This is a genomic window from Streptomyces sp. NPDC017056 (genome assembly GCF_044332485.1).
Lineage (GTDB): Bacteria > Actinomycetota > Actinomycetes > Streptomycetales > Streptomycetaceae > Streptomyces.
The window spans coordinates 155,262-169,240 of the sequence record NZ_JBIRPD010000016.1; the positions used below are offsets into that span (position 1 = coordinate 155,262).

Consider the following 13,979-nt stretch of genomic DNA (forward strand, 5'->3'; position numbering starts at 1 on the left):
CGGGATCGGCCCGCCACGCCCGTCACGCCCCCGCAACCAGCCGAAACGACCACGCCAAACCGGCCGGAAAACCGGAGACCCGAAGCCCGGCCTCTGTTAACCCACGAACCCCTGTAAAACCACGCACCCCTGTAAACCCACGAAGCCGGGCTCCGAGGCTCCCGCCCCTCGCCCCGAACCCAGCCGACCGCGGCTGTCACCCGTATGACCTGGCGTGGGGGAGCCGAGTCGAGCTGTACGGGGTGACGGGCCGCGGCCGGGGTCTGGGGTGGGAGTGCGGTCAGACGGCCTCCGCGCCGGTTTCCGGCAGTTGCCTGGCCAGCTCGTCGCTGAGCTGGACCACCTCGGCCACACCTTCGAAGTCCCGCGCCGCCGTGTCCACGGTCTTGCGCAGCCGGGTGTTGACCCGCTCCGAGCGGACCCTCTTCGCCAGCGGTATGGCCTGCTGGGCCAGGGCCGCACACTGCTCCGGCTCCTTCTGGAGCAGGTGCACGGTCGCCATCCCGATCAGGTTGAGCGCGTACGAGCGCTGGTGCTCGTCGTCCTGCGCGAAGAGCCGTACCGCCCGCTCCATCACGGGATTGGCGAGCGAGGCGTACGTCGGGCTGCGTCCCGCCACGTAGGCGAGGTCACGGTAGGAGTGGGCGTTCTCCGCGTTCAGCTCGGCCTCCGAGAAGAAGCGGATCCAGTCCGGCTCGGGCTCGCCGGGCGCCACGTCGGAGTAGGTGTCCTCGGCCATCCGCACGGCCCGCTTGACCTTGCTCGGCTGGCCCATGCTCGCGTACGCCCGCGCCTCCATCGCATACAACATCGCCTGCGTGCGGGGCGTCGCCGACTCGCGGCTGCCGTACTGCGCGAGGTGGATGAGCTCCAGCGCGTCGTCCGGGCGGTTCAGGTGGATCATCTGGCGGCTCATGCTGGAGAGGATGTACGAGCCGAGCGGGCGGTCGCCGGCCTCCTTGGAGGCGTGCAGCGCGAGCACGAAGTACTTCTGGGCGGTCGGTTGCAGGCCGATGTCGTAGCTCATCCACCCGGCCAGTTCGGCCAGTTCGGCGGCGACCTTGAACAGCCGCTTGGAGGCTTCTTCGCCCTGCGGTTCCTGGAGGAGGTCGGTGACCTCGTGGAGCTGGCCGACCACCGCCTTGCGGCGCAGCCCGCCGCCGCACTGGGCGTCCCACTGCCGGAACATGACGGTGGTCGACTCCAGCAGGTCCAGCTCCGGCTTGGACAGCCGGTTGGAGCGCCGGGACCGCTCCTGCGCGGCCTGTTGTGCCGCGGACGCCTGGCCCGGGGAGACCGGCACCAGCCAGCGCTGCATCGGCTCGATGAGGGCGGGCCCGGCGGCCAGCGCCAGCGAGGTGCCCAGGAAGCCGCGGCGCGCCAGCATCAGGTCGCTGCGCGAGAACTCGCTGATCAGGGAGACCGTCTGGGGGCCGGCCCAGGGCAGGTCCACGCCGGAGACGGACGGGGACTGGTGCGCCGAGCGCAGCCCCAGGTCCTCGATGCCGACCACGCAGCCGAACCGTTCCGAGAACAGTTCGGAGAGGATGCGCGGGATGGGCTCGCGCGGCTGCTCGCCGTCGAGCCAGCGCCGTACGCGCGAGGTGTCGGTACTGATGTGATGCGCGCCCATCTGGCGTGCGCGCCGGTTGACCTGTCGTGCCAGCTCGCCTTTCGACCAGCCGCTGCGCACGAACCATGAGCCCAACGGTTCGTTGGGGCGCTTGTCAGCGCCGGTGCCGCCACTGCCGCCCACTGGAACGCCCCCATTCCGATTGCTGCCTTGCTTCACTGCGCCGCGCCATCGCTTCGCATCGCCGCTCTTCGTCGCTTGCCTGGTTGCTTCTGACGGGTGGTGTGCTGCCGGGGGTCGTGCCGGCAGCCGGTCCTGCTGCCGTTCCGGTGCCGCACTGCTCCGGGACGGTGTCGCACTGCTCCGGGACGGTGTCGCTGCCGCGGCCGCCGTCCGTACCGGTGCGGTACGGGCGTGCCGCGCCGGTGGCGTCCGGTCTCGCCGTGGCCGCTCCGGTCTCCTGTGCCGTCGTCTGTGCCCTCGTCGCCCGGGCTTCGCTGCCGTCTCCCGGGCCGCCTGCCCCGCGGCCGCTCCCCGGCCGCCGCCTCATCTGCCTTCTGCCGCTGCTTCGCTCGCCGCTTCCGCGCCGAATTCTCGCGCCGTTCTCCGTCGCTGCTCTTGTCACTCACGTTTCGCCGCCGTACGTCGCGGCCGTGCCCGTGAACATCCCACAGGATGCCGTCCGTTGCGGCGACCGGTACGGGGTGCACCTACCCGAGCACGGAATCCGGCCAACCCGATTCGGGAGGGTTCACCCGCCGGTGCGTTGCCTCCGGCATACCCGCGTCCACGGGGCGTCGCCCCAGGTCGTGCACTGAAAGTAATCCTACGATCACGCCCCCGGCGAGGGCGATCCGCTAAACGCCACCATTCGCCACCCCTTCGAATGAACTCCCCGGCCGGTCCTCGCGATTGACTTGACACAGGTCGGGAGGAGGCGGACGGAAAGGAGCGCGCGAAGGCGCGCGGGACGCTCCGCACCACCCGCCGCACCCCACTGCACCATCGGCACCACCCTCTCCTGACGGAGCGTCACGCACGCGCTCCGGCACGTAACCACTGGCACACACCACCCGTTGGAGGAGGCATGGGCTTCACGATCGGCGGCATCCGCGACATTCGGTCCGGTTCACGGCGTCGCGCCCGCTCGACCGAGAGCACGGCGGTGGCGGAGTACACGGGACTGTGGGGCTGGGACGTGGTGCCCGGCGCCCGCGCGGCCCGTGGCGGGAACGGGCGTACGGTCTGCTCGTGCGGCGCGGACGACTGCGCCTCCCCCGGCGCCCACCCGCTGCCCTTCGCGCGCGGGCTGGCGGCCGGCGCGACGCTCGAAGAAGCCGCCGACGCGTGGGCCAGGACGCCCGGTGCCGCCATCCTGCTCCCCGTGGGCCGCTCCTTCGACGTCCTCGAAGTGCCGGAGGCGGCGGGGCGCAGCGCGCTCGTACGGCTGGAGCGGATGGGCCTGCCGCTGGGGCCGGTGGCCGCCACGCCGGCCGGCCGCGCCCTGTTCTTCGTGGCGCCCGGCGCCGCGGCCGACCTGCCGGGCCTGCTGTACCGGATGGGCTGGGACGACGCCGCCCTCGACCTGTGTCCGCTGGGCCCCGGCGACCATGTCACGGCGCCGCCTTCCGACCTCGGGGGGCTCGGTCCGGCGCGGTGGCTGCGGCCGCCGACGCTGGACACGGCCGGGCGGCCGCCGCAGGCGCGGCTGCTGCTGGGCACGCTCGCGTACGTGTGCCACCGGTCGGCCGCGTAGCCGGACCGGGCCCGCGCAGGGACGGGCCGCGTACGCCGGACCGCCGCGCCCCCGCTACGCCCCGGCCGGCATGAAAGCCCCGGCCGGTACCAGGCCCCGGTCAGCACAGATCCCTGGTCAACCCGAAGGACCCGGTCAGCACGAAGGACCCGTTCAGCACGAGAGCCCCGGCCAAAACGAAAGCCCCGCAACGCCGTCTGCGCGCTGCGGGGCTTTCGTGCGGGACCCGTGGTCCGCGGTCCTCGTACTACATAAGGCCATGGTTGCGCCTTAGTCGCCGATCAGGGCGTCCACGAACGCTTCGGGCTCGAACGGCGCCAGGTCGTCCGCGCCCTCGCCGAGGCCGACCAGCTTGACCGGCACGCCCAGCTCGCGCTGGACCGCGACGATGATGCCGCCCTTGGCCGTGCCGTCCAGCTTGGTCAGCACGACGCCGGTGATGTCCACGACCTCCGCGAACACGCGGGCCTGGACCAGGCCGTTCTGGCCGGTGGTGGCGTCCAGGACGAGCAGCACCTCGCCGACCGGGCCGTGCTTCTCGACGACCCGCTTGACCTTGCCCAGCTCGTCCATCAGGCCGGTCTTGGTGTGCAGCCGGCCCGCGGTGTCGACGAGGACCACGTCGGCGCCCTCGGAGATACCTTCCTTCACCGCGTCGAAGGCGATCGACGCCGGGTCGCCGCCCTCGGGGCCGCGGACCGTGCGGGCACCGACCCGCTCGCCCCAGGTCTGGAGCTGGTCGGCGGCGGCGGCGCGGAAGGTGTCGGCCGCGCCCAGGACGACGGACTTGCCGTCGGCGACCAGGACGCGGGCGAGCTTGCCGGTGGTGGTGGTCTTGCCGGTGCCGTTGACGCCGACGACCATGACGACGCCGGGGATCTCCTGGCCGTCCTTGCCGACGGCGCTGCCAGTGGCGACGGTGCGGTCGGCTTCCGTGCCGATGAGCGTGAGCAGTTCCTCGCGGAGCAGGCCGCGCAGCTCCTCGGGGGTGCGGGTGCCGAGCACCTTCACGCGCTCGCGCAGCCGCTCGACCAGCTCCTGGGTGGGCGCGACGCCGACGTCGGCGGTCAGCAGCGTGTCCTCGATCTCCTCCCAGGTGTCCTCGTCGAGGTGCTCGCGGGAGAGCAGCGTGAGCAGGCCCTTGCCCAGCGAGTTCTGGGAGCGGGAGAGCCGGGCGCGCAGCCGTACGAGCCGGCCGGCGGTCGGTTCGGGGACCTCGATCTCGGGGGCGGCGGGAGCGGGCGGCGCCTCGGCCGCCGGTTCCTCCGCGGGTGCCTCGGCCGGCGGGGCCTCGGCGGGCGGCAGGTCGACTTCTTCTATGGTGCGACGGGTTTCGTCGCGGGGGGTCTCGGCGTCCTCACCGACCTGCGGTTCCGCAGGGGGCGCGGTGACGGACGGGGTGGTCGGCGGGGCCGGCGGCAGCTGCTGCTTCTTCCTGCGGCTGCTGACGACGAGCCCGCTGATCGCGCCGAGCGCGACCACAGCGATGACTACAGCAAGGATGACGAATTCCATAACCCACCCAGTATCGGTCACGCCTCGCCGTACGGGCCCGCACACGCCGATTCTGGATGTTCGGCGTCCAGGTCCCGGCGTGGCCGGTGGCGGCAGCACGGTGGGCGTGTACGAGTGGCCGGCGTCGATCCGTGGGCACCGTCCTGCCGCCTCGGCGCGACGTATCAGGACCGGACTGCGCACCCTGCCTGACCTGCCCGTGACCCATGACCCCGGTTTGTCGGACGAGTTCGGGGCCGTACCGTGGTCGTCAGTGGACACAACAAGACGCACCGGCCGAAGTTGGATCAAAGTACGATAGCTCTCGGCTGCGCAACGCGCGTAGAGTCCTGGCAACCCCCTCCCCTTCGCCAGGCATCACAGCCGCTGCCTGAACCCGCACGGAGACACCTGCACCATGGGCACCACGTCCACGGACACCATGTCCGCTCCTGAAACCGAAGGCGCCGTCGAGCAACGAGGCATCGAGCCCGTCCCCGACCACGAACGCCACGGCCGCGTCCGCGAGCTCTTCCCGACCTGGGTCGCCGCCAACATCAGCGTGTTGCTGCTCACCATGGGCGCCTCCCTGGTGATCACCAACGGCCTGAACTTCTGGCAGGTCCTGGTCGTGGCCGCCATCGCCTCCGTCGTCTCCTTCGGCATGGTCGGCGTGCTGTCGGTCTCCGGCAAGTGGGGCGGCGCGCCCGGCGCGATGCTCTCGCGCGCGGCCTTCGGCGTGCGGGGCAACTACTTCCCCGGCGCGATCCTGTGGGTGGCCCGGTTCGGCTGGGAGACGATCAACGCGGTCAGCGGCGCGTACGCCGTGCTGACCGTGCTGAAGCTGCTGTTCGGCATCGAGGCCAACAACGTCCTCACCGTCATCACGCTGCTGCTCTTCGTCGCGACGACGTTCCTGGTCAGCGGCATGGGCCGCAAGGCGCTCAACGTCTGCAACAAGTACTCGACGTACCTGTTCAGCATCTTCAGCGTCATGGTGCTGGTGTACCTGATCGCCAAGATGCCCTGGTCGAAGATCTTCTCCCAGTCGGCGGGCAGCACCGCCCTGATGATCGCCGGTATCGGCACCATCGCCGCGGGCGGCATCAGCTGGGTGCCCACCGGGCCGGACTTCGCGCGCTACCTGCCGCACTCCGCCTCCGGCAAGAAGATCGTCGGTACGACCATCTCCGGCGCGGCCCTGGTGCTGGTGCCGATGGTGCTGATGGGCGGCATCATGGCCGTCTCCAAGCCCGAGCTGGCCAACCAGAACACCGACCCGATGTCGTTCCTCGGCGAGGTGCTGCCGGGCTGGCTGGCGGTGCCGTACCTGATCACCGCGCTGGTCGGGATGCTGCTGATCAACAGCCTGTCGATGTACTCGGCCGGTTTCACCGCGCAGACCATGGGCGTCAAGCTGCCGCGCGCCATGGCCGTGAGCATCAACGCGGTCATCAGCCTGGTCGGCGGCGCGTTCATGATGCTGGTGGCCAAGGACTTCATCGGTCAGTTCATCACCTTCCTGACCCTGCTCGCGGTCTCCTTCTCCGCGTGGATCGGCGTGTACGCCGTCGACATGGCGCGCCGCCGGAAGCTGGCCGTGCGCTACGACGGCGACAGCCTGATGAACGTCAGCCGCACCAGCCGCTACTGGTACGCGGGCGGCTTCTGCTGGCAGGCGCTGACGGCCTGGGCCGCGGCGCTGGTGGTGGGCCTGTGCCTGACGAAGGTCACCTGGTTCACCGGTCCGCTGGCCGAGACCTGGCCGGGCAAGCACGGCCTGGGCTGGGCAGCCACGATCGTGATCGCCGCGGTGGTCTTCGCGGTGCTGCCGAAGCCCAAGGAGACGGTGCCCGCGGGCGCCGCCGCTCCCGCCGAGGAGCCGGCGCCGGTCGGCTGATTCGGGTCCCGCACCCTGTTCACCCGATGTGACCTCAGCTAACGTCCCCTTCGCCATCCGGGCCCACCGCCTCGGTGAAGGGGACGTTCGCCATGCCCGTAACGGTCCTGCGCCTCAACCTCGCCGATCCCTCCCCCACCCCCGCGTCGCTCGCCGCGCGCTACCGGGCCGCCGTCGAGATGGCCGTCTTCGCCGACGACCGGGGTCTGGCCACCGTCCAGACCGAGGAACACCACGCCACCGGCAACGGCTGGATGCCCGCGCCGCTGGTCCTCGCCGGCGCGGTGCTCGGCGCCACCCGCCGGCTCACCGTCACGGTCTCCGCGCTGGTCACGCCGTTGCACGATCCGTTGCGGCTGGCCGAGGAGATCGCCGTACTGGACCTGCTGAGCAGCGGCCGGCTGGTCACCGTCGCGGGTATCGGCTACCGGCCCGAGGAGTACGCGGCGCACGGCCGGGACTGGCACTGGCGCGGCAAGCTCCAGGACGAGGTACTGGAGACGCTGCTCGCCGCCTGGACGGGTGAGCCGTTCCGCTACCGGGGCCGTACGGTGCGCGTCACGCCGCGCCCGTATACGCAGCCCCATCCGCTCCTCCTGGTCGGCGGCAGTTCCAAGGCCGCCGCCCGCCGGGCGGCGCGGCTCGGGCTGCCCCTGTTCCCCAGCGCGCATCTGCCCGAGCTGGAGGCGTACTACCACGCGCGGCGCGCCGAGTACGGGACCGAGGGCTGGGTGCTGCAGCCCGATGCCCGTACCTGTCTGCTCCACGTGTCGGAGGACCCGGACCGGGCCTGGGCCGAGTACGGCGGGCATCTGCTCCACGAGGCGCGGACGTACGCCTCCTGGCAGGCCGCCGACGCCCGGTCGGCCGTGGGGTCGGCCGCCGAGGACGTGGAGGCGCTGCGCCGCGAGGGGATCTACCGGATCGTGACGCCCGAGGAGTGCGTGCGGCTCGGCGAGGAGGCCGGGCCTTCGGGGGCGCTGATCCTGCATCCGCTGTGCGGCGGTATGCCGGTGGACGAAGGCTGGCGTTCCGTACACCTGTTCGCGGAGCGGGTCGTTCCGCGGCTCAAGAACGGGTGAGGCGAGCCCCCGTCCGCTACTTCAACGGAAAACCATTCGCGGAAAAAAGAACGCTCTCCCGGAAATCGGATGCGGGAAAAGGAGCTGCCCCGGTCCGTCGGGCGGACCGGGGCAGCTGCCCACAACTGAGGAGAAGGGCTGGCGGGGGGGGTTGTTAGCCCATCTCCTCCAACGCCTTGCCCTTGGTCTCCTTCACGAATTTCAGCACGAAGGGGATCGAGAGCAGGGCGAAGATCGTGTAGATCACGTACGTACCGGAAAGATTCCAGTCCGAAAGGCTCGGGAAGCTGGCGGTGATGGCCCAGTTGGCGATCCACTGCGCACAGGCCGCGACACCGAGCGCGGCGGCACGGATCTTGTTCGGGAACATCTCACCGAGGAAGACCCAGACCACGACGCCCCAGGACAGGGCGAAGAAGAGCACGAAGGCATGGGCGGCGACCAGGGCGACCGTGCCCTGGGCAGTCGGCAGCGTGCCGTCCGCGGTTTTCGAGGCGAAGGCCCAGGCCTCCAGCGCGAGGGCGACGGCCATACCGGCGGAGCCGATCAGCGCCAGCGGCCGGCGGCCGATCCGGTCCACGAAGACCATCGCGATCACGGTGCCGATGATGTTGATGATCGACGTGGTGAAGCTGTAGAAGAACGAGCTGCTCGGGTCGATGCCGACGGACTGCCACAGCGTCGAGGAGTAGTAGAACGCCACGTTGATGCCGACGAGCTGCTGGAAGACCGACAGGCCGATGCCGACCCACACGATCGGCAGGAAGCCGAACCGGCCGCCCAGCAGGTCCTTGAAGCTGGACTTGTGCTCCCGGCGCATCGCCTCCTTGATCTCCGAGACGCGCGTGTCCAGGTCGACGCTCTGGCCCTCGACCTCGGCCAGCACCTCCTTGGCCTTCTCCGTCTTGCCGACGGAGATCAGGAAGCGGGGCGACTCGGGGATCGCGAAGGAGAGCAGGCCGTAGAGCACGGCCGGTACGACCATCACGCCGAGCATCCACTGCCAGGCTTCCAGGCCCGCCAGCTTGCCGCGCTGGTCGCCGCCGGCGAGGTTGAGGATGCCCCAGTTCACCAGCTGCGAGATCGCGATGCCGATGACGATGGCGGCCTGCTGGAAGGAGCCCAGGCGCCCCCGGTACGCGGGCGGCGCGACCTCGGCGATGTAGGCCGGGCCGATGACCGAGGCCATACCGATCGCGATGCCGCCCAGGACGCGCCACATGGCCAGGTCCCACAGGGCGAACGGCAGTGCCGAGCCGACCGCGCTGACCGTGAAGAGCGCCGCGGCGATCTGCATGACGCGGATGCGGCCGATGCGGTCGGCGATCCGGCCGGCCGTGGCGGCGCCGATGGCGCAGCCGATCAGCGCGATGGCGATCACCTGGGCGAGGCCCGCCGAGCCCACCTCGTAGCGGCCGCGGATGGCCTCGACGGCGCCGTTGATCACGGAACTGTCGTAGCCGAAGAGGAAGCCGCCCATCGCGGCAGCCGCGGTGATGAAGATGACGTGGCCGAGGTGATCCGGCTGGGCCTTGCGGCCTTCCGGAGTCGTCGGCGGCGCGGTGCTGGTCAACGTGTACTCCAGTGCCCGGCTGCGCTGCCGGGCGTAGGGGGCTGGCCCTTCCAGTGGCGCATAGGTTCGGGGTACCCACCACTTGAAGGTAAAAGCAACGTTGCAGACCCTATGCCTTCAAGTTTCGAAGTCAATAGGTCGTGATGAATTTGTTTCGGCCGGGCGTCGGGGGCAATGCGTTCAAGTTATGAACTGTGCTCGGGTGGGTGCGAACCGTGAACACCGCACCGGTACCCGCCCGCGTTCAGCGCAACCGCTGGCTGATGACCTTCGAGACCCCGTCGCCCTGCATCGACACCCCGTACAGCGCGTCGGCGACCTCCATCGTCCGCTTCTGGTGCGTGATCACGATGAGCTGGGAGCTCTCCTGGAGCTCCTCCATGATCCCGATCAGCCGCTGCAGGTTGGTGTCGTCGAGCGCCGCCTCGACCTCGTCCATCACGTAGAACGGGCTGGGGCGCGCCTTGAAGATCGAGACCAGCAGCGCCACCGCGGTCAGCGACCGCTCGCCGCCCGACAGCAGCGACAGTCGCTTGACCTTCTTGCCCGGCGGGCGGGCCTCCACGTCCAGGCCCGTGGTGAGCATGTTGTCCGGGTCGGTCAGCACGAGCCGCCCCTCGCCGCCGGGGAAGAGCCGCGCGAAGACGCCCTCGAACTCCCGTGCGGTGTCCCGGAACGCCTCCGTGAAGACCTGCTCCACCCGCTCGTCGACCTCCTTGACCACCTGGAGCAGGTCGGAGCGGGTCTTCTTCAAGTCTTCAAGCTGTTCGCTGAGGAACTTGTGCCGCTCCTCCAGGGCCGCGAACTCCTCCAGCGCCAGCGGGTTCACCTTCCCGAGCTGCTGATACGCCCGCTCGGCGGCCTTGAGCCGCTTCTCCTGCTCGGCCCGTACGTACGGCGCGGGACGGTTACGCGGGTGCTCCGGGTCCTCCGGCAACTCCTCGCCCTGCGCGGCGGGGGACGGCGGTACGGGCTGGCCGGGACCGTACTCGGCCACCAGCGCCGCGGGCTCCACACCCAGCTCCTCCAGCGCCTTGGCCTCCAGCTGCTCGATGCGCAGGCGCTTCTCCGCGCCCAGCACCTCGCCCCGGTGCACCGAGTCCGTCAGCTTGTCCAGCTCGGACTTCAATTCCCTGCCCTGGTTGCGCTCGGCGACCAGCGCCTGCTCCCGCTCCCGCTTGGCCAGCTCGGCGGCGAGCCGCTCCTCCTCGGCCCGTACGACCGAGACCTCGACGTGTGCCAGCAACTGCCGCGCCCCCGAGGCGACCGCGGACGCCACGGCGGCCTCGTGACGGGCCCGCGCGCGGCGCTGTTCGGCCCGCGCCCGCGCCTCGCGCTCCGCCCGCGCCGCGCGGTCCAGCCCGTCGGCCCGGCCGGCCAGGCCCTTCACGCGCTCCTCGTGCGTACGGACCTGGAGGCGGGCCTCCATCTCGGTCTGCCGCGCGTTGGCACCGTCCGCGGCCAGCCGGTCCCGTACGGAGGTGTCCGGCTCCTCGTCGCCCGGCTCCTCCTCGGCGACCGCCAGCCGCTCGGCCAGTTCCTCGGCCTCCTCGATCGCCCGTTCGAGTGCTTCCTCGGCCTTCGCGGCAGCGGCCGCCGAGCGGTCGGCCTCGTCGGCGGCGCCGCGCGCCTGGCCCCCCAGACGGCCCAGGTCGCCCGCGACCCGGGACTTCTCCCGGTCGGCGGCCTGCCGCCGCTGCCCCAGCTCCTCCGCCAGCGCCGCGCACTCGTCCCGGCGCTGCCGCGCGGCCTCCTGACCTGCGGTCAACTGCGCACACCGGCGGCCCAGTTCCGCGGCCTCGGCCGCCGCCTCGTCGACGGACGCCTGCACCTCCAGAAGGCTCGGCGCCCCGGCCGACCCGCCCTGCGCGAAGTGCGCACCGAGGACGTCGCCTTCGACCGTCACCGCCGTCAGTTCCGGCCGCGCCGCCACCAGTTCCTCGGCGTCCTCCAGCGACCCGGCGACCACGACGCCGCGCAGCAGCCACCGTACGGAGCGCAGCAACTCCTCGGGGCCGCCGACCAGTTCGGCCGCGAGCGGCAAGCCGCCGGAGTCCACCCTGTCCGGCTCGGCGGCCGGCCCCGCTCCCAGCACCATCGCGGCGCGGCCCGCGTCCTCCTTGCGCAGGAGGCGAATCGCTTCGGCAGCCGTGGCGGGACCGGACACCGCCACCGCGTCCGCCGCCGCCCCGAGGGCCGCCGCCACCGCGACCTCATAGCCGGAAGAGACGGTCAGCAGCTCGGCGGCCGGTCCGAGGAGGCCGGACAGGCGGTCGGCCGCGCCGAGCAGCGCACCCGTACCGTCCTTGCGGCGCAGGCCGAGGGCGAGCGCCTCGTGCCGGGCGGAGACCGCCGCGCGCTGCCGCTCGGCGGCCGTCAGCGCGTCGCGCGCGGCGTTCAGCGCGGCCTCCGCGTCGGCCAGGTCCTGCTTCGCGTCCTCGTGCTGCCGCGCCAGGCCGGCGTCGTCCGCGTCCAGCCCGTCCACCTCGGCCTTGAGCGCCTCGTACTGCTCCTGGGCATCGGCCGCGCGCCGGCGCGCCTCGTCCCTGGCCGCGGCCAGCCGCCCGATCTCGGCCCGCGCCGACGCCGCCCGGCCGTGCGCGGCGGTGACCTGGCCGTGCAGCCGCGCCAGCCCCTCCCGCCGGTCCGCCAACGCGCGCGCCGCGTCCCGCAGCCGCCGCTCCTCGTCCTGGAGCTGCCGCTCCAGCTCGGCCCGGTGCTCGGCGGTGTCCTCCAGCGCCCGGCTGGCCGCCTCCAGCGCGGCTTCCAGCTCGGCTTCCTGTTCGCGGACCCGGGCCGCCTCCCGTTCCAGGTCCTCCGGGTCCCGGCCGCGCCGCTCCTCGGGCGGGGCGGCCGTCGCGCTCTTGACCCGCGCGTCCGCCAGCGAGATCGTGCCGCGGACCCGCTCGGCGAGCTGCGACAGCTCGTAGTACGTCTGCTGGGCCCGCTGGAGCCGCGGCGTCAGCATCCGCACCTCTTCCTCCAGGGCGGCTTCGCGGCGCGTCGCCTCCTTGAGCCGTTCCTCCGCGGCCTCCCTGCGCTGTTTGAGTGCCGCCTCGTCGGCGATCTCCGCGCGTAGCGCCTCGCGCAGCGCCACGAGGTCGTCGGCGAGCAGCCGCAGCCGGGCGTCGCGCAGGTCGGCCTGGATGACGGCGGCGCGGCGGGCCACGGCGGCCTGCCGGCCCAGCGGCTTGAGCTGGCGCCGCAGCTCGTCGGCGAGGTCCTGCACCCGCGCGAGGTTCGCCTTCATCGCCTCCAGCTTGCGCAGCGCCTTCTCCTTGCGCTTGCGGTGCTTGAGGACGCCGGCCGCCTCCTCGATGAAGGCGCGGCGCCCCATCGGGTCGGCGTGCAGGACGGAGTCGAGCTGCCCCTGCCCGACGATGACGTGCATCTCCCGGCCGATGCCGGAGTCCGAGAGCAGCTCCTGGATGTCCAGGAGGCGGCAGGTGTCGCCGTTGAGCTGGTACTCGCTGCCGCCGTTGCGGAACATCGTCCGCGTGATGGTGACCTCGGCGTAGTCGATGGGCAGCGCGCCGTCGGAGTTGTCGATGGTCAGCGAGACCTCGGCGCGGCCCAGCGGCGGCCGGCCCGTGGTGCCGGCGAAGATGACGTCTTCCATCTTGCCGCCGCGCAGCGATTTGGCGCCCTGCTCGCCCATGACCCAGGAGAGGGCGTCGACGACGTTGGACTTGCCCGAGCCGTTGGGGCCCACGACACAGGTGATGCCGGGTTCGAAACGCAGTGTCGTGGCGGAGGCGAAGGATTTGAATCCCCGCAGTGTCAGGCTCTTGAGATGCACGCCGTTGGACTCTACCGCCCGGCCGCCCCCGGCGGGGCCGCGCGCCGCCCGCCGTGACCGGGGCGGTAACGGTCCCGCCCGGACGGCGCCCGGGACACCCGCTCGCCTCACACCTATTCGATTTCGGTTTCACCGCTGTAGGCGCAGGGCACATCAGACGTTGAGGGACCCCGGGGGACGGAAGCGAAAACCACGGGAAACGACGAAGGGACGCCGAAGCGTCCCTTGAGATCTTGCTAGCGGTGCCTCAAGCGGCTGGCGTGAATGCCCGCCGGCCCCGGGGGATGGGGTCAGGTGAGCGCGGGCTCCGCCTGGGGTACGTCGATGCCGTCGAGCATCGAGTCGTCGTGACGTGCGGCAGCGGACAGCATGTCGTTTTCGGCCTGCATCCGGATGAGTTCGGATTCGAGGTCCTGGACGCGCTGCTGAAGCCGTCGCATCTCGGAGAGGACTCGGGGGTCGGAGCCGCCGACGTAACCGAGAAGCGCCTTTGCCATGATGGATGGTCCTCCACACTGAGTGACCGACCGAAGCGGTGTGGGTCGTGAGGGATTCGCACCCGCGGTGCTTGTCATTTCGCTGCGAACTCAATGCCAAACAGCTAAGGTGCGCGGGGCTTCCAGAGTCTCACCAAAAGGTTTGAGGGTCAACACGATCACGCCCCGTATCCTTGGGCGCCCGGGAGCGTACGGTCACGGCAACGCCGCACCGGCTCCCCAGAAAAGCACCCCGGGGGCGTGGAGATCATCCTTACAGCGGCAGCCTTCCACGGGTCGGCCCGGTTGGCAACCACCAGGTCATG

Annotated in this window: 8 protein-coding genes; 3 read left to right on the plus strand and 5 right to left on the minus strand. The window is 71.4% G+C overall.

Going from position 1 to position 13,979, the window contains the following annotated elements; genetic code table 11:
- Nucleotides 1–280 precede the first annotated feature (280 nt).
- Nucleotides 281–1,756: a hypothetical protein gene (locus ACH4OW_RS27640; RefSeq protein WP_360131198.1), complete on the minus strand. Its 1,476-nt coding sequence runs from the start codon at nt 1,754–1,756 to the stop codon at nt 281–283.
- Nucleotides 1,757–2,660: 904 nt separating this feature from the next.
- Here ACH4OW_RS27640 and ACH4OW_RS27645 point away from each other — a divergent pair.
- Entirely contained in the window at nt 2,661–3,329 is a 669-nt protein-coding gene (locus ACH4OW_RS27645; protein ID WP_398030476.1) for a bifunctional DNA primase/polymerase, read from the plus strand.
- A 270-nt stretch (nt 3,330–3,599) separates the two neighbouring features.
- Here the strand turns inward: ACH4OW_RS27645 and ftsY are convergent, their stop codons facing one another.
- Nucleotides 3,600–4,844, minus strand: coding sequence for a signal recognition particle-docking protein FtsY (gene ftsY / locus ACH4OW_RS27650; protein ID WP_398030477.1), 1,245 nt, complete (start codon nt 4,842–4,844; stop codon nt 3,600–3,602).
- A gap of 397 nt (nt 4,845–5,241) precedes the next feature.
- Here ftsY and ACH4OW_RS27655 point away from each other — a divergent pair, with 397 nt between their 5' ends.
- Both ACH4OW_RS27655 and ACH4OW_RS27660 read left to right on the plus strand, forming a co-directional pair.
- Nucleotides 5,242–6,723 (plus strand): purine-cytosine permease family protein, encoded by a 1,482-nt coding sequence (locus tag ACH4OW_RS27655; protein ID WP_398030478.1) that lies wholly within the window; start codon nt 5,242–5,244, stop codon nt 6,721–6,723.
- A 92-nt stretch (nt 6,724–6,815) separates the two neighbouring features.
- The gene (locus ACH4OW_RS27660; RefSeq protein ID WP_398030479.1) at nt 6,816–7,805 is read left to right on the plus strand and encodes an LLM class flavin-dependent oxidoreductase; all 990 of its coding nucleotides are present in this window, start codon (nt 6,816–6,818) and stop codon (nt 7,803–7,805) included.
- A gap of 154 nt (nt 7,806–7,959) precedes the next feature.
- Here ACH4OW_RS27660 and ACH4OW_RS27665 read toward each other — a convergent pair whose 3' ends face one another.
- The 3 genes from ACH4OW_RS27665 to ACH4OW_RS27675 form a co-directional block, all read right to left on the minus strand.
- On the minus strand, nt 7,960–9,378 hold the full coding sequence (locus tag ACH4OW_RS27665; RefSeq protein WP_398030480.1) for a sugar porter family MFS transporter: 1,419 nt from the start codon (nt 9,376–9,378) through the stop codon (nt 7,960–7,962).
- Between the two features lie 244 nt (nt 9,379–9,622).
- The gene (gene smc, locus ACH4OW_RS27670; RefSeq protein ID WP_398030481.1) at nt 9,623–13,177 is read right to left on the minus strand and encodes a chromosome segregation protein SMC; all 3,555 of its coding nucleotides are present in this window, start codon (nt 13,175–13,177) and stop codon (nt 9,623–9,625) included.
- Nucleotides 13,178–13,467: 290 nt separating this feature from the next.
- On the minus strand, nt 13,468–13,674 hold the full coding sequence (locus ACH4OW_RS27675; RefSeq protein ID WP_030018387.1) for a hypothetical protein: 207 nt from the start codon (nt 13,672–13,674) through the stop codon (nt 13,468–13,470).
- Nucleotides 13,675–13,979: the final 305 nt, after the last annotated feature.